The sequence below is a fragment of the Sulfurospirillum multivorans DSM 12446 genome, from assembly GCF_000568815.1.
In the GTDB taxonomy this organism is placed as follows: domain Bacteria; phylum Campylobacterota; class Campylobacteria; order Campylobacterales; family Sulfurospirillaceae; genus Sulfurospirillum; species Sulfurospirillum multivorans.
Map to the genome: position 1 here is coordinate 147,045 of NZ_CP007201.1, position 25,274 is coordinate 172,318.

Annotated in this window: 28 protein-coding genes and 1 pseudogene; 14 read left to right on the top strand and 15 right to left on the bottom strand. The window is 41.0% G+C overall.

Going from position 1 to position 25,274, the window contains the following annotated elements:
• Positions 1 to 8: 8 nt before the first annotated feature.
• The 10 genes from SMUL_RS00750 to SMUL_RS00795 all read right to left on the bottom strand — a co-directional run bounded on the left by SMUL_RS00750 (position 9) and on the right by SMUL_RS00795 (position 7,980).
• Complete coding sequence (locus SMUL_RS00750; RefSeq protein ID WP_025343356.1) at positions 9 to 1,346, bottom strand: c-type cytochrome; 1,338 nt, start codon at positions 1,344 to 1,346, stop codon at positions 9 to 11.
• Positions 1,347 to 1,810: 464 nt separating this feature from the next.
• Positions 1,811 to 2,107 (bottom strand): c-type cytochrome, encoded by a 297-nt coding sequence (locus SMUL_RS00755; protein ID WP_025343357.1) that lies wholly within the window; start codon positions 2,105 to 2,107, stop codon positions 1,811 to 1,813.
• A 79-nt stretch (positions 2,108 to 2,186) separates the two neighbouring features.
• Complete coding sequence (locus tag SMUL_RS00760) at positions 2,187 to 2,522, bottom strand: hypothetical protein (protein ID WP_025343358.1); 336 nt, start codon at positions 2,520 to 2,522, stop codon at positions 2,187 to 2,189.
• Positions 2,516 to 3,703 (bottom strand): sensor histidine kinase, encoded by a 1,188-nt coding sequence (locus tag SMUL_RS00765; RefSeq protein WP_025343359.1) that lies wholly within the window; start codon positions 3,701 to 3,703, stop codon positions 2,516 to 2,518. Before SMUL_RS00765 ends, SMUL_RS00760 begins: the two co-directional genes overlap by 7 nt.
• Positions 3,660 to 4,334 (bottom strand): response regulator transcription factor, encoded by a 675-nt coding sequence (locus tag SMUL_RS00770; RefSeq protein WP_025343360.1) that lies wholly within the window; start codon positions 4,332 to 4,334, stop codon positions 3,660 to 3,662. Before SMUL_RS00770 ends, SMUL_RS00765 begins: the two co-directional genes overlap by 44 nt.
• Positions 4,321 to 4,548 (bottom strand): DUF1104 domain-containing protein, encoded by a 228-nt coding sequence (locus SMUL_RS00775; RefSeq protein ID WP_025343361.1) that lies wholly within the window; start codon positions 4,546 to 4,548, stop codon positions 4,321 to 4,323. The genes SMUL_RS00770 and SMUL_RS00775 overlap by 14 nt, the downstream gene beginning before the upstream one ends.
• A 2-nt stretch (positions 4,549 to 4,550) precedes the next feature.
• Positions 4,551 to 5,147, bottom strand: coding sequence for an ABC-type transport auxiliary lipoprotein family protein (locus SMUL_RS00780; RefSeq protein ID WP_025343362.1), 597 nt, complete (start codon positions 5,145 to 5,147; stop codon positions 4,551 to 4,553).
• Between the two features lie 10 nt (positions 5,148 to 5,157).
• Entirely contained in the window at positions 5,158 to 6,111 is a 954-nt protein-coding gene (locus SMUL_RS00785) for an MlaD family protein (protein ID WP_025343363.1), read from the bottom strand.
• 7 nt (positions 6,112 to 6,118) lie between these two features.
• The gene (locus SMUL_RS00790; RefSeq protein ID WP_025343364.1) at positions 6,119 to 6,853 is read right to left on the bottom strand and encodes an ABC transporter ATP-binding protein; all 735 of its coding nucleotides are present in this window, start codon (positions 6,851 to 6,853) and stop codon (positions 6,119 to 6,121) included.
• On the bottom strand, positions 6,850 to 7,980 hold the full coding sequence (locus tag SMUL_RS00795; RefSeq protein ID WP_025343365.1) for an ABC transporter permease: 1,131 nt from the start codon (positions 7,978 to 7,980) through the stop codon (positions 6,850 to 6,852). The genes SMUL_RS00790 and SMUL_RS00795 overlap by 4 nt, the downstream gene beginning before the upstream one ends.
• A gap of 184 nt (positions 7,981 to 8,164) precedes the next feature.
• Between SMUL_RS00795 and msrA the strand changes: the two genes are divergently transcribed.
• Entirely contained in the window at positions 8,165 to 8,692 is a 528-nt protein-coding gene (gene msrA, locus SMUL_RS00800) for a peptide-methionine (S)-S-oxide reductase MsrA (RefSeq protein WP_025343366.1), read from the top strand.
• A gap of 21 nt (positions 8,693 to 8,713) precedes the next feature.
• On the opposite strand, the gene SMUL_RS00805 is transcribed toward msrA, so the two are convergent.
• Positions 8,714 to 9,319, bottom strand: coding sequence for a MarC family protein (locus tag SMUL_RS00805; RefSeq protein WP_025343367.1), 606 nt, complete (start codon positions 9,317 to 9,319; stop codon positions 8,714 to 8,716).
• Between the two features lie 13 nt (positions 9,320 to 9,332).
• Positions 9,333 to 11,025, bottom strand: a pseudogene (locus tag SMUL_RS00810) (methyl-accepting chemotaxis protein).
• Between the two features lie 143 nt (positions 11,026 to 11,168).
• Here SMUL_RS00810 and SMUL_RS00815 point away from each other — a divergent pair.
• The 4 genes from SMUL_RS00815 (at position 11,169) to SMUL_RS00825 (ending at position 14,367) form a co-directional block, all read left to right on the top strand.
• Positions 11,169 to 12,359, top strand: coding sequence for an MFS transporter (locus SMUL_RS00815; protein ID WP_025343368.1), 1,191 nt, complete (start codon positions 11,169 to 11,171; stop codon positions 12,357 to 12,359).
• Between the two features lie 22 nt (positions 12,360 to 12,381).
• Positions 12,382 to 13,587, top strand: coding sequence for an HD-GYP domain-containing protein (locus SMUL_RS17610; RefSeq protein ID WP_280938046.1), 1,206 nt, complete (start codon positions 12,382 to 12,384; stop codon positions 13,585 to 13,587).
• A gap of 38 nt (positions 13,588 to 13,625) precedes the next feature.
• Positions 13,626 to 13,973 carry an HD-GYP domain-containing protein gene (locus SMUL_RS17615; protein WP_280938047.1) on the top strand — a complete coding sequence of 116 codons (348 nt, stop codon included), beginning with the start codon at positions 13,626 to 13,628 and terminating at the stop codon, positions 13,971 to 13,973.
• Between the two features lie 61 nt (positions 13,974 to 14,034).
• A complete protein-coding gene (locus tag SMUL_RS00825; RefSeq protein WP_025343369.1) occupies positions 14,035 to 14,367 on the top strand; it encodes a hypothetical protein in 333 nt (110 codons plus the stop codon).
• A gap of 38 nt (positions 14,368 to 14,405) precedes the next feature.
• Here the strand turns inward: SMUL_RS00825 and SMUL_RS00830 are convergent, their stop codons facing one another.
• Positions 14,406 to 15,044, bottom strand: coding sequence for a class I SAM-dependent methyltransferase (locus tag SMUL_RS00830; RefSeq protein WP_025343370.1), 639 nt, complete (start codon positions 15,042 to 15,044; stop codon positions 14,406 to 14,408).
• A gap of 153 nt (positions 15,045 to 15,197) precedes the next feature.
• Between SMUL_RS00830 and SMUL_RS00835 the strand changes: the two genes are divergently transcribed.
• From SMUL_RS00835 to SMUL_RS00865, 7 genes are all read left to right on the top strand, one after another.
• Complete coding sequence (locus SMUL_RS00835; protein ID WP_223809742.1) at positions 15,198 to 16,331, top strand: ABC transporter substrate-binding protein; 1,134 nt, start codon at positions 15,198 to 15,200, stop codon at positions 16,329 to 16,331.
• The gene (locus SMUL_RS00840; protein ID WP_025343372.1) at positions 16,321 to 17,931 is read left to right on the top strand and encodes a sensor histidine kinase; all 1,611 of its coding nucleotides are present in this window, start codon (positions 16,321 to 16,323) and stop codon (positions 17,929 to 17,931) included. The genes SMUL_RS00835 and SMUL_RS00840 overlap by 11 nt, the downstream gene beginning before the upstream one ends.
• Before the next feature lie 4 nt (positions 17,932 to 17,935).
• A complete protein-coding gene (locus SMUL_RS00845; RefSeq protein ID WP_025343373.1) occupies positions 17,936 to 18,595 on the top strand; it encodes a response regulator in 660 nt (219 codons plus the stop codon).
• Positions 18,596 to 19,114 (top strand): peptidylprolyl isomerase, encoded by a 519-nt coding sequence (locus SMUL_RS00850; protein ID WP_025343374.1) that lies wholly within the window; start codon positions 18,596 to 18,598, stop codon positions 19,112 to 19,114.
• Between the two features lie 46 nt (positions 19,115 to 19,160).
• A complete protein-coding gene (locus SMUL_RS00855) occupies positions 19,161 to 19,499 on the top strand; it encodes a P-II family nitrogen regulator (protein ID WP_025343375.1) in 339 nt (112 codons plus the stop codon).
• A gap of 96 nt (positions 19,500 to 19,595) precedes the next feature.
• Complete coding sequence (locus SMUL_RS00860; RefSeq protein WP_025343376.1) at positions 19,596 to 20,777, top strand: ammonium transporter; 1,182 nt, start codon at positions 19,596 to 19,598, stop codon at positions 20,775 to 20,777.
• Positions 20,778 to 20,905: 128 nt separating this feature from the next.
• Entirely contained in the window at positions 20,906 to 21,733 is an 828-nt protein-coding gene (locus SMUL_RS00865; RefSeq protein WP_025343377.1) for a BRO-N domain-containing protein, read from the top strand.
• A gap of 59 nt (positions 21,734 to 21,792) precedes the next feature.
• Here the strand turns inward: SMUL_RS00865 and SMUL_RS00870 are convergent, their stop codons facing one another.
• Positions 21,793 to 22,452 (bottom strand): hypothetical protein, encoded by a 660-nt coding sequence (locus SMUL_RS00870; RefSeq protein WP_025343378.1) that lies wholly within the window; start codon positions 22,450 to 22,452, stop codon positions 21,793 to 21,795.
• A gap of 30 nt (positions 22,453 to 22,482) precedes the next feature.
• Positions 22,483 to 23,502 (bottom strand): aldo/keto reductase, encoded by a 1,020-nt coding sequence (locus tag SMUL_RS00875; RefSeq protein ID WP_025343379.1) that lies wholly within the window; start codon positions 23,500 to 23,502, stop codon positions 22,483 to 22,485.
• 80 nt (positions 23,503 to 23,582) lie between these two features.
• Here SMUL_RS00875 and pyrC point away from each other — a divergent pair, with 80 nt between their 5' ends.
• Both pyrC and SMUL_RS00885 read left to right on the top strand, forming a co-directional pair.
• Positions 23,583 to 24,590 (top strand): dihydroorotase, encoded by a 1,008-nt coding sequence (gene pyrC / locus SMUL_RS00880; RefSeq protein WP_025343380.1) that lies wholly within the window; start codon positions 23,583 to 23,585, stop codon positions 24,588 to 24,590.
• Entirely contained in the window at positions 24,580 to 25,245 is a 666-nt protein-coding gene (locus SMUL_RS00885) for a response regulator transcription factor (protein ID WP_025343381.1), read from the top strand. The genes pyrC and SMUL_RS00885 overlap by 11 nt, the downstream gene beginning before the upstream one ends.
• Positions 25,246 to 25,274 lie beyond the last annotated feature (29 nt).

The window sequence follows — 25,274 nt, forward strand, 5'->3', positions numbered from 1 at the left end:
TCGTCCTCCTATTTATTTTGCGTAGCAAGCCAAGCTGCTAACGCTTTAGTTTCATCTGCAGGTAGTTTAATCGGTGGTATATAACTACGAACTCCCGTTGCAATAACCTCTGTTAGTACCATTTCAATCGTATCCTCATCCATTTCTGGAAACTTATCGGGTAATGGTCTAAATTTAGCTCCTTTTTCCAAGGAGTGGCAATTGGAACAAGCGATTTTGGCGAGCAACTGTCCTGCTTCAAGTTGATTTTCAGGCGTAATGGTTCGCAGACGATCAGGAATAAAAGGGGCTAGCTTTAACAAGCCTTTTTCTGCGACAAGCGCCATTTCAGATTTGACATGTTTACCAGGAACATCTCTTGAAATCAGTTGATTACTGTAAATATAGCGACCTGCAACATAAGGTTTACGCATACTCTCTCGCATTTTTTCACCCGGCCAAACTCCGATAACGCCAATAACGAGCATCATCACGACGGCTAAGACTGTATTGATAGATCGAGGGAGTGCAAACGCTAACAGTAGATAGAATGCAATAACGCTTACGACAATAATTCGTGTCATTCCATCACGTTCCCAGAGCACATCATGGAAAAGATCCCATGCGCTTTGTGGCAATGTTTGCACATACCATAAGAACGACATCATGACCGTAAGCCCACCAATCATTCCAACAACCGCAAGTTTACGCGTTAGCTCAGCTCTAAGATCTTGTTCTTTTAGGCTACTACTGATAATAAATCCAATGATAGCTGACATAACAATCATAAAGCCAATGCGTAGAAACATATGTGGGAATGTATTGATACCAAAAAACGCGTCGCTGGCTGAACCTGTTTGATACCATGCTTCCGTTCCAGGCCACATCATAAAGCTGATGATGCCGATAATGAGGAATAGGGTAGAAATGGAAGCTAACGCAAACATATAAGTAAGCTTTAGATGTGTTTTGCGATCAATCTTCCCAATCGTATAAATGAGTGTAAAGATACCAATCACTTCAACAATAAAGAAGACCCATTCAGTTGCCCACACCCAAACGAAGTTATGAATCAACGCGCTAATACCACGAGGACTCGCCGCTGTGGCGGTATACCAAATACCAGGCCCCGTAATAGAACCGATAACATAAGAGAAGATCACCAAAAACATACCATACTTTTTCATATAGTCATAAAGTTCTGGTCGGTCTTCGTGGTATGCTTTGTGTGCTAAAAAAGCAAACAATAAAGCCGCGCCAACAGACGTATGCGACGCCATAATATGTATGCTGCCCGTAATTCCCATCAGCCAAGCTGAGCCAATTTCTGGAAAATAGAATAGAGGATATAATCCAATGTATTCCACCTAACACCTCCTTAAGATTTTAAAATGGTTTGCAAAAGCAGAGCCTCTTAATACGTACTATTTTTGTGACATAATGGTGCACCAAGAGGGGAGGTGTCTCTGCCTTTGCAAACTATTTTTAGATATTACATGTAAAAGGTACTTGTGGTTAATGCAGAAATAGCTTAGTCTTTAAGCCAATGATTGAGTAGAATATTTCCACGTTGCAACAAGCACGTTGTGCTTACCCGATGTAGGTTTGGCGATCACTTCGGGTAAGCGGCATTTTGAAACTAAAAGTTTCCTTGTGTAAAAGAATGACATATAAGTGTTAATTTAATGTTAAATTTAGAGCCGTTAGAAAAGGGTTAGAGGATGTGTTTGTAGATGAACAGATAAGGATTTTGGATAAATAGGATTTTAAAAGAGTTTAAACAGAAAGAAGTGGGAGCGGAGGGGAAAAATTTCCCCTCGGAAAGGTAAGGCTATTTAAGTGTAGGGATGTACTCTGAGAGTACTTTAATGTCGTCTGCGCTCAGGTTCTTAACCTGTGGTGTCATAGTGCCCTTTAGTGGACCACCGTAAGTGCCTGCTTTATAACCATTTAGTGCGGCGGTGATTTTAGCAGCATCCCAACCCGCGATAATTTGCGATTTGTTTAGGGCTGCTTTTTCTGCTTTCATCCCATGACAGGCAGTACATGTTTTAAAAAGTGTTGCCCCATCTGCTGCAAAAATAGAAGTAACACACACAAGACCTGCCAAGAATACTGTTTTTTTCATCTTTCATCGAATCTCCTTATATAAATAATAGAAGAATTATATAGCTTAAAAGTGAATCTATTGTGAAATAAAAAAGTAGTTATTTTAATTTATTAAAAACTTGGTATTTTAGCCAATACGTATCGAGGGCTTCTTGGAGTTCTGTGTCGCTGAGTGTTGTTTTTTTCTTGACACCAAAGCGGTTAATCAGTCCATCGACCAAGATAGAGTTCTCCGCTTTTGGGTTTTTAAGATACTTTGTCATCGCGTTTTTCACTTCCATTTCACTGCTGTATTTCAGTAAATAACGGTAGAAAAATTTATCGATTTTAACCGCCATATCTTCATGACACGGGAGGCAATTTTTCTCATAAACGCCTGTTTTTGCATCAAGGAAAGAGATGACAAGCGTGAAAATAAGCGCTTTTTTTACCATGAAATCCTCACTGTCGTTCCTTCATCAAGTACCGATTCTAGCTTTACATGTAAAGCATACTCCTTCGCAATGCTCGCCACAATACTCAGCCCAATACCAAAGCCTCCCACACTACGATCAAAGCGTGAATAGCGCTCAAAGACTTGGTTGATTTGACTCTTCTCAATGCCTCTACCACTGTCTTTGATCGCGATGCCCTGCTGGCCGAGGGTGACTTCAATGAAACCACCAATTTTATTGTATTTTATCGCGTTGGAGAGAATATTGTCGATGAGTTTTGTCATCTTTTTACGATCAATAGTGAGGTAAACTCCCTCTTCAAGCGTATGGGTAAGTTGGATTTTTTTAGATTCAAAGAGCAGAGAAAAATACTCCAACCTCTCCTCAAGAAGCAGTTTAAGATCAATCGTTTCATCTTGAGAGAGAATTTTGTGGGAAAGCACCAAATAGGTCAGATCATCGTAGAGGTTGCAAATCGTTTTCGATGCGATCGTAATGCGTTTGATCTTCTTAAGCATATTCTCATCAAGGCTTTGAAGGTCCATCATCTCGATGTTGGAGAGAATGGCATTGACGGGTGTATTGAGTTCATGCGTTGTGTCTTTGATAAAACGATCTAAAAGGGCTATCGTGTCTTTCATGGGACGCAGAAGAAGACCCAGCAGAAAATAGCCAATCACCACCAAAATAGAAAAGATAAGCGCGCCATAACCTAAGAGTTTACGAAAAACTTTTTCGCTCCATGCTGGGGGTGCAGGTACTTCCAAAACGATGTAACGCGCTCCTAAATAGTAAGACTCGAGCTCTTTAATAAAATAGATACGGTCGTTTTTAAGGTAAATATCCTCATAAAGATTGACTTTGTGTGTGCTCAATGTTGAGAAAATTTGCTTAAGACTGCTGTCATAAATGGCAGAGTTGAAACGCTCATCTCTAGGATATATTTGCTCTTTTTCAAGGTTTACATGTAAAGATTTTAAGCGCGCGATCTGTTCATTGGTCAGGTTTGAAAGCGCTTCTCTTTGGTTTTGAAGCATCAAATCACGCTCCAAGCCATAGTATAAAAATGCAACAAAGGCTAAGATCAGCAGTGTTAAAAAGGCGTAAAGAAATAAAAACGATCGAAGCGTCTTTTTTTCACGCGAGCGTAAATTTATATCCCAGTTTTTTAATACTAACAATGCGGTCCTTCCCCATAATTTTACGAAGGTTTTTGATGTAAGTGCGAAGGGTTTCGTCACTGCCTTGTTCGTCGTATTCCCATAAATGCGTCATAAGCATCTCATGACTGATAATCTCATTCTTCTTTTGCAAAAAGAGTTTAAGCAGTTTTGCCTCTTTGTTTTGAAGTTGTACTGCTGTTTGATTGATGAAGAGTTGGTTACTCATCGAATCATACGCGATGCGCTCATCTATCTGTATTCTAGGACTTATTGCGTGGAAAAACTCCCGTTTTAAAATGGTTTCGATGCGAAAAAGCAACTCTTTAAGGGCAAAAGGTTTGCGCAAATAGTCATCGCATCCACTCTCATAGCCTTGTTCTAAATCTTCAATCGCATTAAGGGATGTGAGAAAAATGGCAGGCGTTGTATTGCCCTCTTTTCTCACGTTTTTCAAAAGCTCAAAACCATTTAATAAAGGAACATTGACATCGAGTAAAAAAAGATCAAAATGATGCTCATAGATGAGTGTTTCGGCGGCTTCTCCATCGTAAATGGGCGTTATTTCATACCCTTTAGACTCCAAAAACTCACACATAGTTTCACTGAGATTGGTATCATCTTCCAAAAGGAGAAGCTTAGTTTTGGGCATGGTCTCTTCTTCGTTTATCTTCCTCGTAAAGCGCTTTTTGTGCTTCACTCATCTGCTGGGTTCGACGCTCTAGCTCTTCATAAAAGCGCTCCTCTTTTGTCTTATCCACATAGCCCATCAAGGCGACAAGCTCTTCGGTACTCATTTCACTAAAATCCGTTTTAGCGAATAGAAACGAGAGCGTGCATAAGACTAAAAAGAGAATTTTTTTCATCGTTACTTGCGAACCTCATTGATCCAGGTGGCGAGGCTTTGGATGACATCGGCAGTTGCTAAATTAAACGCTTCAACCGTTCCTACTGCACCGTTGGTGTTGGTAACCTCTTCTTTGGAGGAGAGTTTGATACTGCCTAAGACGTCACCATTTTTGATTTCGACGACGCGAAAACGTAGGCTAACATGGACATAGGATGTTCCATCTTCTCTAAAAACTTCTTCAAAATTTTGAAGGACAGGCTCCAATACAAGGTTATTGGCTGCCATGGACGTTCCTGAAATAACCGAACTAAAATGGTGTTGATCCATCAAGGCTTCGGTGATGAGGTGCTGGAGTTTTAAAGGGGGAGTTTCGCTCCATGTTCCGTATTTGTAAGGTTGCATCGCACCATCTTTTTTGTACAAGATCGCTCGGCTATTGAGCCCACTAGGCGCATCGATGTAGGCAACTTTGAGCACATCTTGGTTTTGGACGCTAACGTGTTTTAGCTTTAACATGGGCTCTAGAGTATAGTTGTAGGGTTTCAAAGAGGTCTCTTTGACGCTACATCCACTGAGTATGAAGAGTGTGAAAATTGCAAGCAGTATCGGTTTCATTCTTTTTCCTTTATCGTTCATTTGGAGCAGGTTTGATGGTCTCTTCTTTGAAGAGAAGGTCACTTGGACTATCTTTGAGGTTACTGACAAGACCTTGTGTTTCATTCAGCAGTACCTGTAACTCTTGAAGCGTTTGGTGTAAAGGCATCAGGTTCTCTTTCAGTAAAATATCGACATCGAAGGAGCCTTTCTCAAGTTTTTGATTGAGTCCTCCCATAACATTCGTAATGCTTTGAGAGGCTTTACTCACGTCACGCATCATTGTAACGCCCGTGGTATCAACGGCGGTTGAGAACGAATGCGACATATCTTTAACCCCTTTGACAGCAGCAGTAGCTTCTTGTAAGAGTTGATTGATCTCTTTGTTGTGTGCTTCGATGTTTGCCATGGTTTTGCTGGTAGATTCAGCTATCTTGGCACTATTTTCAATGATAATCTCCAAGTTTTTGACATTTTTCTCACTCATAATGCGCTCAGCCCGCTCAAAAATCATCTCTGCTTTGGTGCTTAACGAGGTGATTGTTTTATCGAGCCTTGAAAAGGTTGAAGGTTTAGAGTAGATAATGCCATACTCTTCGACTTTACCGCTGGTTTTAAGCTCTTTGGCTTCGTTGGTTCCGCCTTGAAGCTGAATAAAACTAAGCCCCGTAATCCCTTGTGCTTCGATAACAGCATACGTATTTTCTTTAATAGGTGCGTCATCTTGAATACGAATGGTAACTAAAACTTCTTCAGCATTTTTGGGGTTAATGGTGATGGCGCGTACTTCACCGATTTGAACACCTCGAAGTTTGACAGGTGCTTTTTCATTGAGTCCTGAAACAGACTCTTTGGTCGCCACCCTGTAAAATTTAAAGGTTCCTTCATCGGAATAGTTTCCCAACCAAAAGATCGCCAAAACACCTCCGATGAGCAATATAAAAATAAATGCGCCTACTAAAATATAACTGAGTCTATTTTCCATGTTTTCCTCAACTTAAAAATTTTTTCAATTCGTCGTTCGTTGTCTGTTTTAACTGTTCCATATTGCCTTCAAAGAGCACTTTCTTATTGCCTAAAATGACAAAGCGATCAAGGACATTTGCCATCGTGTCTTTATCGTGCGTGACCATCACCACGGTAATGCCTAGGGTGTCTCGAAGCGTGAGTATAAGCTCATCAAAGGCTCTTGCACTTTGAGGATCAAGTCCCGAGGTTGGTTCATCTAAAAAAAGTAGTTTTGGATCAAGTGCAAGAGCCCTCGCAAGTCCTGCTCTTTTTTTCATACCACCGCTGAGTTCTGAGGGAAACATCGTGGCTACTTTGGGAGGAAGTCCTACCATGGAGAGTTTCATCAAAGCAGATTCTTCGATAATCCAAGCAGGAAGATCTGTGTATTCACGCATCGCGATGGTTATATTTTCTAAAATGGTTAACGAGGTGAACAGAGCGCCAAATTGGAACAGCACGCCCCATTTTTGCCTTAACTTTTGAGCCATTTTGGATGAAGCTTTCATCACATCGGTGCCTAAAACAAGCATCTGCCCCTCGGTTGTTCTTTGGAGCATGATCATCTCTCGAAGCAGGGTTGTTTTACCGCTACCGCTACCACCCAAGAGTCCGAAAATCTCCCCTTTTTGGATTTTAAAGCTGATGCCATCGTGAATGACATTTTTGCCAAACGAGGTCACAATCTCTTTTGCTTCAATAACAACATGATTTTTCATAGGCCGATCTCCGTTAAAAGAACAGAGATAATCGCATCAATGGCGATCACCCAAAAAATAGCATTGACGACGCTAATCGTGGTGTATTTACCGACACTCTCGGTGCTACTGTCGATCTGAAAGCCACGAAAACAGCCAATGGTTGCGATAACAGCTCCAAAAATAGGCGCTTTAATCAATCCAATTATAAGGTGTTTAAGCGCAACGGTCTCTTTAATGCGGTCAATAAATTCGACAAAACTCACATCCAGTTTGGTTGTAGCGATGACCATACCGCCAAAAATCGAGACAATATCAGCAAAAAAGACTAAAAGAGGCATGGAGAGTATCAAAGCAAAAAGGCGAGGTAAGACCAAAAAATTCCATGGCGAAAAGCCCATGGAGCTCATGGCATCGACTTCATCGGTGATTTTCATAACACCAATTTGCGCGGTGTAGGCAGAAGCACTTCGTCCTGCTACAACGATGGCGGTTAAAAGCGGTGCTAACTCACGCACCGCAGAGATCGTGACCATCTCGACAATGAAAATATTGGCGCCAAATTTTTCCAGTTGGGCTGCCCCTTGATACGCAATGACAATACCAATCAAAAAAGAGGTGAGTAAAATGATAGGGATAGCCCCAGCACCGCTTTGCTCAATGTGATACAGCGTTGCTTTCAGACGAATGGTAAAAGGTTTTAGAAAAGCAGCAATAACAAAATGGGTCAACTCTCCTGTAAAAGCGAAGAAAAAAGAGAGGGTTTTGTAGCCTTCAAATATGTGTTTACCGACGTTTTCTAAATACGAGAGTATAAAATTTTCGTGAGGGAGAATGATCTTGTCTGCGGGGTAGTTTTGCTCACAAACCGCGAATAGCTTTTCGAACGATTCACTCGCACCCACTTTTGAGACAGTGCATTTGTGTGCTTCCAGTTTTTTAGCATAGTGCAAAATAAGCATAATACCATGCGTGTCAAATTCACGAATGCCTGAGAGATCAAATGTATAAGCAGTTTCTGGTTTACATGTAAGCGCGTTAAATGCCAGGTCAAGCGCTTTGACCGCCTCTTTGACCCATTGACCCTGCAATGCCACCGTAAAACCATCGTTTGTTTGTGTTACTTGCAGTGAGGGTTTGCTTTTCATTTTGACATACACCCTATTTTTTTGGTTATTATAACATAATTAGATTACTCGAAACGGCACAGATTAGGTTTTATCAGCAGATGCTATAATCTTTGGTAAAAGGGAGTTATTCATGAAAAAAGTGCTCTTTTTAATGCTGCTTTCACTGAGTGTTATCACTCACGTGAGTGCAAAGGAGGCAGAGATGAAATACGAAGTTGCAACATTGGGTGGTGGCTGTTTTTGGTGCTTGGAAGCGGTTTTTGAAGAGACACGCGGTGTGATAGACGTGGTGAGTGGTTACGCAGGAGGAATGCTTCACACTCCAAGCTATGAGCAGGTCAGCAGTGGCGCCACAGGACACGCTGAAGTGGTGCAAGTGACGTTTGATCCTAGCATCATTTCGTATAAAGCACTGCTAAAAATCTTTTGGCTCATTCACGACCCCACCACGCTTAATCGCCAAGGAAACGATGTCGGAACCCAGTACCGCTCTGTCATTTTTTACCACGATGAACACCAAAAAGAGCAAGCAGAAGCTTCGCTCAAAGCATTTTCAAGCAAATTTACCAAGCCCGTTGTCACCGAAATAAAGCCTTTGGAAACGTTCTACAAAGCCGAAGCTTACCATCAAGACTATTTCAAAAACAACCCAAACCAAGGCTATTGCATGTTTGTCGTTTCCCCTAAAGTAGAGCATTTTAAGCATGAATATAAGGATTTGGTGAAATAGCCAAATCCTTTACATGTAAACCTAAAACGTGTGAATAAGCCCTCGTATACCGTCTATAAACATCTGCACCGACATCATTAAAAGTAACATTCCCATCAAGCGTTCAAGCGCTGAGAGTCCTTTTTCGCGTAGCAGTTTGTAGAGTAGGGGCGAGAGGTACATGATGAGTGCGGAGGCAAGCCATGCTAAAATGAGCGCGGCAAAGACACCGCCTAGTTCGTGCGTGTGTGCTTTTCCAAGGACTAAGAGCGTTGCGAGTGTTGAGGGGCCTGCGATGAGTGGCATCGCGATAGGTACCATAAAAGGCTCTTTAGATGAGCCGTACAGTCCGCTACTGCCTTCGTTTCCTGGGAAAATCATCTTGATGCCAATGACAAAAAAGATCACCGCTCCTGCGATGCGAACCGACTCTGTTTCCAAGTGAAAAATACTTAAAAAGAGCTCTCCACCAAAAAGAAAAAGCATCAAAATAACAAGTCCAAAAAGCATTTCTCGGATAATAATAATCCTTCGGCGCGCGATGTCTACATCTTTGAGGATGGAGAGAATCACTGGAACCGCGCCAAAAGGATCAATCACGAACATCAATAGAATAGCCGTCGAAACAATGGAAAAATCAGCGTTCATTCGCACACATCCATCATGTTCTAAACTCAGAAAGTTTGAGGTTGAGTGTTTCGGTCATACGGCTGAGGTGTTCCGCCGCACTCGCGATCTCTTCAACACTTCTAGCATTTTGAGAGGAGATGTCGTTAATGCGACTGACATCATCAATCATCGATTCGATGTCGGAGCCAGTTTTGAGGTAATTTTCTGCAGTTTTATCGGAAACTTTGGTGGCATTGCCCATGACGTTGAACATATTGTTGATTTTTGTCTCAACATCACTCGCCGTGGTGGCAAGGGATTCTACTTTTTTGGAGTTAGAGGTCATTTGATCGCTACTGTCCGCGATGGCTTGGACAATGACATTGATGGTTGCATTGATCTCTTGCAGACTTTTTTGGGTTCGCTCTGCTAGTTTTCGCACCTCATCCGCAACAACGGCAAAGCCTCGTCCATGCTCACCTGCACGCGCTGCTTCAATGGCAGCATTGAGCGCAAGCAGATTGGTCTGATCGGCAATATCGCCAATAACGACCAAGATGTCTTTGACTTGGCTGGCATCGGAGCTGAGTTGTTGAACACGGTGTGCGAGTTCAATCTCGGTGCTTGCGCTAATTTGAATCTCTTTGGTCAGCTCAAGTATGGCATGGTTGGCTTCTGTGAGATAGTTGTTGGCTTTTAGAAGCTCCTCTTTTCCTGACTTGGCTTCATTCATCCCCGCATTCATCTCTTGTTTGAGTGTTGTGGCTTTGCCCGTGGTGTTGCCTACAATGTTCATAGATGTTTCAACCGAACGTCCTACTTCAAGGGATGTTGAAGAGAGTTCATGCGAAATAGAAGAGTTTTCGTTCGAGAGGTTCTTCGCTTCCGCGATTAAAATACGCACTTTTTCGATAAAACGGTTAATGCTCGTACTCGCTTCTGCGATCTCATCGCGTCCGACCACTTCAAGTTTGCGCGTCAAGTCGCCATCGCCACTGGAGAGGTTGTCTGCTCGGAGAATCAGTGCGTTCAAAGGGTTTGAAATCGTTCGTTTGATGATAACCATGGTTCCTGCGATGCTGAAAACCACAAGGACTAAAGAGATGAGCAAGAACGAGCGAATCTGAGAAGCAACATTGTCACTGATTTGTGTTTTGATTTTACCCACTTCCGCTTCGACATTATCGACATAAATACCCGTTCCTAGCGTCCATTTGTAGGGTTCAAAGGGTACGGCGTAGGCAAATTTCAAAAACGGTTGTCCATCTTTGATTTTTGGGAAAAAGTATTTCACAAGACCGCCACCTTTTTGTGCCATTGCAATGAGTTCTTTCACAAAAAAGACGCCATTAGAGTCTTTTAATCCAATGAGGCTTTTACCTTGTAGTGATTTATTGGTGGGGAGAAGAACGTTAGTGCCATCATTTTCATAAATAAAAACATAACCGCTTTTGTCATTGAAAAAACGCAGTTCATCCAATTGTGCCAAAATAGCTTCTTTAATGGTTGCATCAGAGCTGCCTTTGGCTTTTTCTGCTTTATAGATGGTGTTTGCATTGTGTTGCATCATCTCCATAATTGTTTTGAGTTCATTTTCATAAAAGGTATAGGCACTTTTTTCATAATCACTGACAAAGGTCTCGGCGTTACTTTTGGTATTGCTATTAAGATATACCAATTAAACATCCACCTAAGAGTAGCAGTGATAGAACGAGCGAGATTAAAATCCGCGTTGAAATTTTCATTTTTCCCCCTTATTGCTAGTGTCTTTTATTGTAACACAAAATACGATTTATTGCGATATATCTTTAGGACTAATTAATACCCACAAAAGCTTAAAAGAGCGTATGAAAAGTTACAATGGCGGTGAAAAAATTTAGGAGAAGAAATGAATCAGTATGTTGAGTTGTTACGCAACAACACAACGCTTCGTCGCTTAAGCATTATCCAGCTTATTAGCTATTTTGGCGCATGGTTTAGCCACATGGGAATTTATACCCTTTTGATACAGTTAGATGCACCTGTTTGGGCACTCAGTGCGGCGGCGGGATTTACCTTTTTGCCTTCGATGCTTTTAGCCCCTTTTAGTGGCGCGATCATCGATAAAGTTGATACGAAAAAGTTTATGCTTTTTTTAACAGCGATCGAAATTGTAACAGTTTTTTGGCTTATGTTTATCACGTCACTGGACGCTCTGTGGATTTTACTGGGATTGATTTTTATTCGCATGGGAACGGGAAGTATCTACTTTCAAACAGAGATGTCGCTTTTACCCAAACTTTTAAACAATGACGAACTTAAACTTGCCAATGAAATTCACTCGATGATCTGGTCTATTTCGTATGCGTTTGGAATGGCGGTGGCGGGGTTTTATATTCACTACTTTGGAACAACCAGTGCTTTTATTGCCGATATGGTTCTTTATTGCATCAGTTTTTACCTGCTGTTGGGCTTAGATATTCCCTCCATTGCAAGCCAACATGCTTTACATGTAAAGGCAATGATCTGGAGTGGGTTTGTCTATATCAAAGAAAATCCAAAGATTATGCATCTGATTTTTCTGCACGCGAGTGTGGGGCTAACGGCGTATGATGCGCTCATCGCTCTTTTGGCGGATCATCAATACAAACAGTTCTTATCGATTGCGCTCGTGATGGGTTTTATCAACGCTTCGCGTGCGCTCTCTCAGGTTTTAGGGCAATTTTTACTCAGTCGTTATATCACGAAAGAGACTCTTTTTTACATTTTTATCGTTCAAGGTATAGGCATTATCCTCTGGGGTGTGTTGCAGTATGATTTTTACCTCAGTTTTATCGGGATCTTTGTGTGCGGGCTTTTTACGACAAGTTTATGGTCGTACACCTACACGCTTTTACAATACGAAACCGATGAAGCCTTTTATGGCAGGGTGATTGCCTATAACGATATGGTTTTTATGGGCATGTGTACACTCGTCTCTTTTGCCATTGGGATCTTGTTTGAATGGGGGCTTTCGTTGTCACTGATTACAGGTGGGTTGGGATTCTTTTTTATCGTGTTTGGGTTCTATTGGAAGTGGGTTCAAAAAGTGATAAAATAGTTTTTTAGCTCAAAGGAGTGTTATGAATATTCGCACGAAAGTCAAACTGAGCTTTGTTGTGGTTGTTGCAATGTTGCTTTTTTTAGGGGGCATTAGTACGATTATCACCTATCAGATTAAAGAAAATAACATGTTTCGAGAGAACATCTCTTTTATTCTGCTGATGCAAGAAGGCATGAATGATATCATCCTTGAAAGCACTAAACAAGGCGATGCTCTTAAATTAGAACAATTGCATACAGAATTTATGATGTATGAAAAGAATTTTGAAGATTTACGCGCCATACTCTCTTCGCACGTTCATGCTCCTATGCTCAATACGTTTATCGTCAATATTCGCGAAGATAAAATGATCCAAAATTACCTGAATGCGCTGTATGCCAATGAGCATCGCATCGAGTTGATGTACAGTGCGCTTTTTAACCTTGAACGTGAGAAGCTTGATTATGTCACGATCTTTAATGCACTTTATCCCGAAGAAAATCGCGCGCGTCTTGAAATTCAAGAACATCTTTTGCACAATAATCACTTAGATCAGATCAAAGCTTTGAGTGATTTAAGGTACTATAGCAAAGAGACGCTTTACCAACATGGCAATGAAGCCACACTGCAAAAATGGCTCGCACCTATTAATGAGCTTCTTGATGCAACTGCGAATGAAACCGAGGGTGATTTGCATGAAAATTTGCTCTATTACAAGGAAGTTGTCGGCATTATCGCGGAAAAAGCCATTAGCATTGAACGAACCAAAGCGATTGAAAATGAGACGATCACCGAAGCATCTAACGTGTTGGATGAAAACAAAAATGTCAGCATTGCCTTAGAAAAAACGATCTCACAATTATCAAATGAGTTTATTGACCAAATGCGTCTTATTCAGCTTTTTGTCGGTATGGCAACGATTGTATTTATTGTGCTTCTTGCCATCAAAGTTTCACGCAATGTCTCGCTGAGCATGGATGAGGTGGAAGCGAAAATAGAAGAGGGTTTGCAAGAGGTAAATGCGCTCAATCAAGAGATCGAAGACACGCAAAAAGAGGTTATTTTTACGATGGGTGCCATTGGCGAAAGTCGCTCCCAGGAGACAGGAAATCATGTAAAGCGTGTTGCGGAGTACTCTAAGATTCTTGCGTTGCATTACGGGTTGGATGAAGAAGAGGCAGAAATGCTCAAACTGGCGTCTCCAATGCACGACATCGGTAAAATAGGCATCCCTGACGTGTTTTAAACAAGCCGGGCCGGTTTGATGAAGAAGAGCGCGCAATCATGGACACCCACGCAATGCTAGGGTATGAGATGCTCAAATATTCCACACGCCCTTTGCTGAAAATTGCAGCGATTGTAGCCAAAGAGCATCATGAAAAGTACGATGGCACAGGCTATCCTGAGCAAAAAAGTGGTGAGGAGATTCATATTTACGGTCGTATTACCGCACTCGCAGATGTTTTTGACGCCCTTGGAAGCGAGCGCGTGTATAAATCTGCATGGGATGATGAGAAAATTTTCGCACTTTTCCAGAGCGAAAGAGGGAAGCATTTCGATCCTAAGCTGGTCGATATTTTCTTTGAGCACTTGGATGAATTTTTACATGTAAGAGAGCAAATGCGCGATTGATTTCACAAATACTTCACAATTATCTGTTAAGATTCTACCAAATAAACGAAAGGAGTATCCAATGAAAATGTTAAAAATGAGTTTAGTTTCAATCCTGTTGGTGCTCGGTGTAACTACGAATTCTTATGCGTGGGGCGATAGAGAACAAGGTGTATTGCTTGGTGCAGGTGCTGCTGTTTTATTAGGCGGCATTATTAATGCGGCTCAACAACCAACACGATACGTCGAAAGCCCTGCTGTCTATTATGAACCAAGACCGACCGTGGTTTACAGAGAGCCTGTTTATGTTCAAGAAAGAGTGATCTATGTTGATCCTCCACGTTACTATTATCCACCGCGTCATCATCGTGATCGTTACGACCGTTATGATCGCTATGATCGTCACTACCGATAAGCACTCAAAGTTCAAATCAGAGGTAGCGCCACCCATCGCTACCTTTTTCTTAAAATTGCGATCCGCTTTCCATCCGTTTTAACAACGTCCAATCCACATTTTTTAGCTAAAACATCAAGCGTATGCGGCGTGTAAAATGTAATATGCGTAGGATCTCTTCGGTACCACCATGTTAAAAAAGAGGCTTCGTCATTAGTATGAAACAGTGTCATCAGTGCGATCATTCCCTCTGGTTTAAGATGCTGATTTAAAAGACTGAGTGTTGCCACAGGATCTTCTAAATGTTCAAAAACTTCAGTGGAAGTGATGAAGTCATAGGATTGATTTTCAAAGCATTTGATCGGTTGATAAAACTTATCGTAATGATCAACATTCACGCCTCGTTGACGAAGAAGTTCCGCTAAAACAGGCGTTGGGCCAGATCCAAAGTCGAGCCCTTTTTCTTTACATGTAAGATCATTCCAAAAGAAATCCAAAAAATCCTCAAACATTTTCACATAGCCTGCATTTTCCAACGAGTTGTGATGGTTGTCGTAGAGGCTATTCTCTTTTTCTAATGAGAGCTGATATCGAGGATCAAGCATGATGCACTGGCAGTTTGGGCAGATGTAAAACTGTTTATGAAGGTCTGGATCGTCAAACACTTTTGTATCAAAATCACAAATTTTACAGTTCATTTTTTAACTCTCTTTCATTTTTTCCGAAAAAAATATTTAAGTAAATATTTTTTTACTATTTAAGCGTTTTTATAAAAAATAGTTGATATTATATCGCTAAAATAAGATGAAAGCTAAAAAAAGATGCGCAAATTCGTAGGAGTTATCCTTGTCGTGTTAACGCTACTGCTTCCGTACTACTTCTCAAACACAAAATTTGAAGGCAATGTCATTCGTTTGGGAATGAGCGGTCCTTTTAGCGGAGGGCTCAATAGCGTTGGCAATCAGTTTCTCTTAGGCGCTGAAATTTATCTGCAAAACCTCAATGATCAAGGGGGCATTTACGGTCGAAAAATAGAGATCGTTGCCAAAGATGACCGTTATGAGCCTAAAATTGCGATTGAAAATGTTCATGAACTGATTGAAAAAGAGAAGGTGTTTGCGCTCTTTGGCATTATCGGAACCCCTGTAATAGAAGAAGTTTTTCCTATCGCCATTGAAAAACGCATTCCTTTTGTGGGTGCTTATTCGGGTGCCGAATTTTTACGCAATCCTCCCAATCCCATTGTCCTCAATGCAAGAGCGGGTGATCTTGATGAAATCGAAAAATTGGTGCAACATTATGCGGATGATTTGAAATACAAGCGTTTTGCCCTTTTTTATCAAAACGATAGTTTTGGAAGAGCAGGGCTTAAGGGCGTCAAAACGGCTCTGTCCAAACGTAACTTAGTGCTTGTTGGCGAAGGAAGCTACAAACGCAATACGCTCTCTGTAGGAAATGCGCTGTATGAAATCGAACTGTGCAACCCTGAAGTGATTTTGATGATAGGCTCAACCAATCCTACGGCAGAGTTTATCAAGCGAGCACGTAAGAGTACAAAAATACGCCAAGAGGTACAGTTTGGGCTCTTTTCATTTGTTGAACCCAAACCTTTGATCGATCTTTTGCATGGTCAGGGCAAAGGCATTACGTTTGCGCAAGTGGTGCCTTCTCCTTGGACCTCAGAGGTTGATGAGGTGGAAAATTACCGTCTGTTGATGCGCACCTATTATCCCAAAGAAGCACTGGGGCATGTCTCATTGGAAGGTTATTTTGCTGCGCGTATGATCACGGAAGTGTTTAAAAGTTTAGGTCGTGATTTTACGAAAGAGGAATTTATCAAAGCGCTGGGAAACTTTTCTAAAACACTTGATGAGACCGCTGTCTCTAAAAATAGGGATGAACGTTGTAAATGTTTGCACCGCGTGCATTTAAGTGAATATGTCGATGACGACTTTTACTCCGTAGGAAAAAGTGATGAACAATAACCCTTTAAGTGATTTTATGGGTAGCATCGATGAGATGACCATCGCGAAAAAAACAACGCTTCTTTTTCTCATCATGGTGGTTGGAATGCTTTTTATTGGGAGTTTTGCCCATCTGAGCATTAACCGCATTAAAGACAATTTCGATATTTTGTATACCAAACGTATGCTCCCAACCATTCGTCTTGAAAACCTAAAAGACATCTACACGGTCAATATCTTAGACACGATTCGTGACATCGAAAAAGGTTCCATCAGTGCCCATGAAGGACAAGTCGTGATCGCTCTTGCACAAGAGCTGATCAAGATAGAGTTGCAAGAGTATAAAAACAGTTTAGGGATTGACGAGAGTGATTGGTTGATCAAGTTAGCGCGTTCGTGGGGATTGATAAATACCACGAGTAAATCTTTTTTTAAAACCAAGGAAGATGATGTTTTAACCTTCAAGATAGAACAAAAAATTCACACCATTGATGGCATTTTGCTTAAAATGTTTAGCTATTTTGAAACCAAACAAGCGCTCAAAGCGATTGACACGCTCCAAAATGAGCTCTATCCCAGTGTTTATTCTATCAACATTGATCTTACGGGGCTGATTAACCTCAATTTGGATGGTGCAAAAGAGGGCTATGCGCGCACAACAAAAGTGTATGACAATACGTTTGAGTGGATCGTTGTAGCAACGCTGGGTACAATTGCATTTGCCGCACTTTTGGCAATTGTGTTATTGCAAAATATTCGTTTACTTCACGCCAGACTGGCAAAAATGGTCGATGCCAAAACCAAAGAGTTACAGCAACTGAACCGCGATCTTGAGCTTAAAGTGCAGCATGAAGTCGAGCAGAGCCGTCAAAAAGATCAGATCATGTTTCGTCAATCAAGACTCGCTTCAATGGGTGAGATGATCGGCAATATTGCCCATCAGTGGCGTCAACCCCTCAATGCCATTGTGCTTATTATTCAAAGTTTTCAGATGAAACGCATGGCAGGATTAGCGCTGAGTGATGAATTTATCGACAAGCAGGTCAATGAAGGTCTTCAACTTGCTTCATTGATGTCGCATACGATTGATGATTTTCGTAACTTCTTCAAACCCAACCACAGTGAAGAGAAATTTAGCGTTAAAGAGACCGTGTTGTATAGCCTTAAATTGGTGCAAGAGTATTACGCCAAATCGGGGATTGAGATCTTTTTAAATTGCAATCATGATGTGCAGATTTGTGGTTATCCCAATGAATTTTCCCAAGTGATAATGAACCTCTTCTCCAATGCCAAAGACGCCCTTGAAGAGCGCGGTGTGGAAGAGAAGTTGATTGAAGTTGTGGTAACAAAAGAGGCGAGTAATGCGGTTATTAGCGTGATCGATAATGGAGGTGGCATCAGCGATGAGGTGCAAGATAGGATGTTTGAGCCCTATTTTACGACCAAACACAAAGCTTCAGGCACAGGAATTGGACTTTACATGTCAAAACAGATTATTGAAAAACAGATGCAAGGAAGTATGAGTAGCACGAATATCACGTATGTTTTTCAAAATGGCAAACGCTATGAGAAATGTGCTGTTATGACAATTTTAGTACCACTTGAAAAAAAGGAGGAATAATAAGATGGATTTTAATGGGTTAAAAGACTGCGTCGTATTATACGTCGAAGATGAAAAATCAGTTCAGATGCAAACACAGATGATTTTGAAAGATTTTGTGAAAGAGGTGTATCTTGCTTCAAATGGCGAAGAGGGGCTGAAAATTGCACTTGAAAAAGAGGTTGATATTATCGTGACCGATATTTTAATGCCGGGAATGAATGGCATTGAGATGCTTAAAAAGCTCAAAAAAGAGTACAACCGTGACATTCCTGTCATCATTACAACAGCGTTCACTGAGACAGAGTATCTTATTGAGGCGATCATGCTGAAGGTGGATGGGTTTATAATGAAACCGATTAACGTCAAAGATTTGATTAGCAATATTTACACTACGATGCTTCCAAAACTTCATAGCAAAGAGATCCAAGGGTGCTCATTTATTATTGAAGGGCTTGCCGCGCTCATCGGTGGTAAAAAAATTGAAATTTTAAAATACATCATCAACCATCTCGATGAAAACAAGATCTTTAATGGCTCCTACCAAGATATTATTGACAACATTGGTGTGAGTAAACCAACCGTGGTGCATATGTTTCAACAGCTCATTAAAGTTGGTATATTAGAGAAAGTGAAAAATAAAATGTATCGATTCCGCAATACAAAACTTATTGGAGATCAGTAAATGAAAAAAGTGATTTTTGTTCTATTTTTAGGGCTTTGGAGCGCACTTCTTGCCAAAGAGGTGGTGTTTGAAACAACGCAAGGAACCATTATTTTTGCTCTCAAACCAGACGTTGCACCTAAAGCGTGCGAGAATTTTGAGGGATTGGTGAAAAAAGGGTACTACGATGGCATTAGCTTTCACCGTATTATCAAAAATTTTATGATTCAAGGTGGAGATCCTACAGGAACAGGTCGTGGTGGCGAATCGTTGAATGGAGCGCCATTTGAAGATGAGTTTAAACCCAACGTGACATTTACAAAAGCAGGGATTTTAGCGATGGCAAATGCAGGTCGAAATACCAATGGAAGCCAGTTTTTTATCACCACGGTTCCAACTCCGCACCTCAATGGCAGACATACTATTTTTGGTGAAGTCGTGGAAGGAATGGATGTTGTTCGCAAGCTTGAAAATGTTGCGACCGATGGTAGAGATAAGCCCATGCAACCACAAAAAATTCTCAAAGCATATTTAAAATAATTTAAGGTAAAATAGACCCAATTTGAAACATTAGAGGAGAAAAATCATGAAAAAAATCGAAGCGATTATTAAACCTTTTAAACTTGAAGAGGTCAAAGATGCCCTTGCAGGTGTTGAGATCACAGGTATGACCGTGCATGAAGTCAAAGGCTATGGCAGACAACAAGGACACTCTGAGCTTTACCGTGGTGCTGAGTATGTGGTTGATTTTTTACCAAAAATTAGACTTGACATCGTTGTAGCTGATGAAAATGTAAACAAAGTGATTGCAACCATCACAGAAGCCGCAAAGACTGGTAAAATAGGCGATGGTAAGATATTTGTGAGTAATATTGAGCGTGTTATCCGCATTCGTACCGGTGAAGAAAACGAAGACGCTATCTAGAAACTAACAAAAGGTGATTAAATTTTAATCACCTGCCATCCTCCCTTTTTTGTACAATCCTCCATTACATTTTAGTTCACACAAAGGTTACATGTAATGGATGTATCTTCAATTCACTATGTCATTGACACCTTCTTTCTTCTTTTTGCGGCTGTCTTAATTCTTTTGATGGTTCCAGGTTTTGCCATGCTTGAAGCAGGGCTGGTTCGTAGTAAAAATGCCTCAGCCGTTTTGACAGGCAATGTGATGCTCTACGCGATTACGTCGTTTGTTTTTCTGCTGTGGGGTTATAATCTCATGTTTGGTGGCAGCGGCTTTTTTTTAAACGGTGTCGCCGTTGAGGGTTACAGTGCGTATGCGTATTTTCTCTTTCAGATGGCATTTGTAAGTAAAACGGTTTCTATTATGAGTGGTGGTGTGAGCGAGCGTATTCGCATTGTTCCTTTTATGATTTTTGCCGTTCTTATGAGCGGATTTATCTACCCTATGGTCGGCAATGCGATTTGGGGCGGAGGCTTTTTAAAAGAGGTGCATGATCTTGCGGGCTGTACGGTGATTCACTCTGTTGGTGGTTGGGCACTGCTAGCAGGTATTTTAGTCTTAGGTGCAAGGCGAGGGCGTTATGGTAAAGAGGGACAGGTACGTGCCATTCCTGCGTCTAACATTCCTTTGGTAACCCTTGGTGCGATGCTCCTTTGGATTGGTTGGTTTGGCTTCAATGGTGGCAGTGCTTTTACGATTTCCAGTGTTGAAAAAGCAGACTTGGTTGGACTCATTATCGTCAATACCAACACCGCTGGGCTTGCAGGAGCGATAAGTGCTGCGTTTATTATCTATTTTCAGTATAAAAAACTGGACATTACGATGATACTCAATGGTGCATTGGGCGGACTCGTCGCTATTACCGCAAGTGCCGATGTCGTTGGACTTTGGGAGCCCATTATCATCGGTGCCATTGGTGGGACATTGGTCGTTTTTGCCGTTCCTCTTTTTGATAAATTAAAAATCGATGATCCTGTAGGTGCGCTTTCTGTTCACTTGGTCAATGGCATTTGGGGCACGCTTGCAGTGGCACTCTTTGCCGATTTCTCACTGCTTACACAACTCAAAGGCATTGCATTAACAGGATTGTTTACCTTCCCAATTTCCTATATTGCGTTTGTTCTGATTAAGAAAATGATTGGTCTGCGAAGTGACGAAGAACACGAATACGTAGGGCTTGATCTCGAAGAGTGTGGCTTGGAAGCGTATCCAGAATTTGCCAAATCCAAAGTCTAAAAAATCTTTACATGTAAGGGATATCCTTACATGTAAACTCACTATCTCTTTTATTCCATCCTGAAATATTTTCAAACAATCCAAGAAGATTATGGTACGTTACATGTAAAGATTATGAGGAGTGTAACATGAACAATATCAAGCTCTTTGAAGATAAAAAAATTCGCAGTCATTATGATGAAGAGCATGAAAAATGGTTTTTTAGCGTGGTGGATGTCGTAGGCGTATTGACACAAAGTGTTGATGGTAGAAAATACTGGAATAAACTCAAACAAAGACTAAAAAAAGAAGGTAATGAAACGGTGACAAATTGTCACCAGTTGAAACTGAAAGCCGAAGATGGCAAACAAAGGCTCACGGATGTAGCCGATGCAGAACAACTTTTACGCCTTATACAGTCTATTCCCTCTCCTAAAGCAGAACCTTTTAAACTCTGGCTTGCCAAAGTGGGGTATGAGCGCATTCAAGATATGAGCGACCCATCATTAAGCGTTGATAGAGCTAGAGGCTTTTGGAAAAGTGCAGGTAGAAGCGAAAAGTGGATACAACAACGCATGATGGGACAAGAAACGCGCAATAAGTTGACTGATTATTGGCAAGAAAATGGGGTTGAGAAGCCCAATGAATTTGCTCTTTTAACAAACATCATTCATCAAGAATGGAGCGGACTGAGTGTACAAAAACACAAAGCCATCAAGGGACTTAAAACGCAAAACCTTAGAGATCACATGAGCGAAGCAGAACTCATCTTCACCGCACTCGCAGAACTCTCAACTCGGCAGATTGCCGAAGTTGAAGAGGCAAAAGGTCTGGATGACAATGCAAAAGCTGGCAAAAAAGGTGGAGGCATTGCCAAAAAAGCCCGCTTAGAGTTGGAACACACGACAGGTAAAAGTGTGGTAAGTGGCAAGAATTTTTTACCACCTAAAAAGAAGAATAATATTAAAAAGGTTTGAAGTTTAAAAGTCTCAGCTTTTTGTACCTAGAGATAGAAAGCCAAAGTTCTATTTTGCTTTTATTTTCCATAATATCCTCCATTCAAAATAAGTCTATTGATTAATGAGTTCCACACAAAACTTATATTTGTTATTGATATTCCATTTCTAACAGGGATAGCCATAACACCATCATTAAATCTAAGTAAAATATAACGTTCTATTTTGAAATTCAAAATAATATAAAGACATTGCATTATCAACGTAATTCCTACATATAAAAAAGAAAAAAGCCAAGCCCAATGCTTTTTATCTCTTTCTTTAATATCAGTAATCCATATTTCATCAGTCATCACAGAATAAGGAAAAAAACTCCAACTAACTTTTTCTATTTGAGTGTAAAAAAGTGTGTGAGTCTTTTTTTCACCTTTTTCTGTGATATATTCATAAGCAATTTGATCTTTATTAAGTGTGATAAAAAGTTTATTTTTTATCAATCCAATGAGCATTTTTCCATGCCCTAAAAAACTCCAAAATAGACCAGAAATAAAAGTTCCTAAAGCCATTTTTCGATACAGCTCATTTAATGAATCTTCTTCTACTACTAAATTAGAACTGATACCCCAAGTAAAAAGAACTATCAAAATAATTCTTAGCATTAAATCAACTCTTAACAAATAATTGTTTTGAATTTGAAGAGGCAATATTTCTTCAGGAACACCTAATGCTGAATAGTTCATTTTAACCTTTCATTTTTTTACATGTAAAGCTTACCCCATCGGGTATAAAATCTCTTTTTGCACCTTCTCACATTCGTTTAAAATTTCAGGGCTGAGTTTGAGTTCAAGCGCTTTAAAACTCTCTTCTAGCTGTGTGGCATAGCGCGCGCCGATGATGGTAGATGCTACAAAATCAAAGTGCATGCTCCACGCAATAGCGAGGGTGACAGGACTCATGCCGTATTTTTTGGCAATGTCGAGGTATTTGGCGGTTGCGCCGAGTGATTTTTCATTGACGAAGCGTTTATACATCGCTTTTTGTCTGGGTTCTTTTGCTTGAAGGTATTCGCCAAAACGACTTTTGGGGTCGATGAAGGCTTGATTGTATTTACCGCTCAAAACGCCTCCAGCCATCGGCGAGTAAGGAAGCAGTGAGACATTTTCTTTACGGCACACGTTGGAGAGTTCATCCAAAAAGCGAGGATTGAGCAGTGAAAAGTTGTTTTGGATCGACTCAAAGTGAGCGAGTTTTTCATACTGCGCAATCGTGTTGGATTTGGTCAGTCCATATGCGGTGTCATTGGATGTGCCGAGGTAGCGTACTTTTCCACTTTTGACCAGTTCATCGAGTGCGCGCATCGACTCTTCTTTGGGAACAAGCTCATCGGGCCAATGCACTTGGTAAAGGTCGATGTAGTCCGTTTTAAGACGCTTCAAACTTCCTTCTATGGCTCGTTGAATGTGAAAACGATCGATCGCAGTGAGTCCATGACGAATCGGTGGAACAAACCAACCGTTCGCTGCACCTGCCATTTTGGTTGCTAAAATAATGCTTTCACGCGGTTTCGTCGCAAGCCACTCAGAAATAATTTTCTCAGTCTCCCCTGCATAATCACCACGAGGAGGAACGGGATACAGCTCTGCGGTATCAAAAAAATTGATACCACGATCGTACGCCGTGTCGAGGATTTTAAAGGATTCGGCTTTGTCGCTCCAGCTTCCAAAACTCATCGTTCCCATACAAATAGGGGTTACTCTTAGTCCGCTTTTCCCAATGTAACGAAATTCCATAGGTATGCCTTAACATTTTTGATGGAAGTATAACATTTTGGGCTTGCTTTGATATAATTAAAACCAAAAAGGCATGCGTAATGACCCACACTCTGATTTCTCCTCTTGATATGCACCTGCATTTACGTGATGAAGCGATGCTCAAGGTGGTGGCACCTTTGAGTGCGCACAGCTTTGTGGGTGGTATCATTATGCCCAATGTTGTTCCTCCTATTACGACCATTGAAGCAGTCATTGCCTATAAAGAGCGCATTATGAGCGCCATTGGCAACAACGTGTTTGAGCCTTTGATGACACTTTTTTTTCGTTCGGATTACACGCGTGAATTTTTAGAAAAAGCGGCGTTACATGTAAAGGCGTTGAAGCTCTACCCTTCAGGCATTACGACCAATTCTGAAGGTGGTGTGGCGAGCATGGACATTGAAGTTTTGCGCCCTGTGTTAGACGCGATGAGCGATTTGGGACTGATTTTATGCGTGCACGGTGAGACCAATGGATTTGTGATGGATCGGGAAAAAGAGTTTGGCTCCATTTATGAAAGTCTAGCTTCGTCTTTTCCAAAACTGAAAATTGTGATGGAACACATCACCACCAAAGAGAGCGTGGCGCTTTTAGACCGATATGAAAATCTTTATGCCACGATTACACTCCACCATCTTTTAATTACGTTGGATGATGTCGCAGGTGGCATGCTTCAGCCGCATCTTTTCTGTAAACCGATTGCGAAGCGTTATGAAGACAGAGACGCACTTTTACATGTAAGCCTTAAAGCCCATCCTAAAGTGATGTTTGGAAGTGATTCTGCTCCACATCCGATTCATAAGAAAGAGTGCTGTGGCTGTGCAGCGGGTGTTTTCACAGCACCCATCGCACTACAGGCGTTGGTTGAACTCTTTGACAAACATAACGCCTTAGCAAACCTACAAGCGTTTGTGAGTAACACTGCACAAACCATTTATGGCTATAAAGCCCCACATAAAGAGGTTGTTTTAGAAAAAACACCCTTTGTAGTAACACACAGTTATGGTGACGTTGTTCCTATGTTTGCAAACGAAACATTAGCTTGGAGTATCAAACATGTCCTATAAAATTCTCATCTTAGAAGATAACACACTACTGCTGCAAACACTCGAAGATTTTTTGAGCGGGCATGGGTACGAATGTACGTTGGTGAAAAGTGGCGAAGAAGCGCTGAAACAGTGTTATGAACATAAATTTGATCTCTATCTTTTAGATGTCAAAGTGCCAGATATGAACGGATTTGACTTCTTAAAAGAGCTTCGCGCTGCTGGGGATCGCACGCCTGCTATTTTTGTGACATCACTCAATGATCAAGAGAGCCTTGCGAAAGGTTTTATGTTGGGTGGGGATGACTACATCAAAAAACCGTTTGATTTGGAAGAGGTATTGCTGCGCATTAAAGCGTTGCTAGCGCGTGCAAAAGGGATTGTGGATGATTGGCTAAGCATCGATGAAGCGTATAAACTCAATCTTGCGCGCAAACGTCTTTTTTGCAATAAAGAGGAACTTGATATTAACCTCAAAGATTTTGAACTGCTTTATTTACTGGTTAAAGAGCGCGGAAACGTGGTCACTAAAGAGATGATTCATGAGCGCCTTTGGAGCAGTAGTGAAGAGATTAATGAGGGTTCTATTCGTGTCTATATCAATAATCTTAAAAAGATTTTTGGTAAAGAAGTCATCGTCAATATTCGAGGAATTGGGTATCGTTTTGAGAAGTAGTGGTCGTTATTTTTTAGTGAGGACTATTA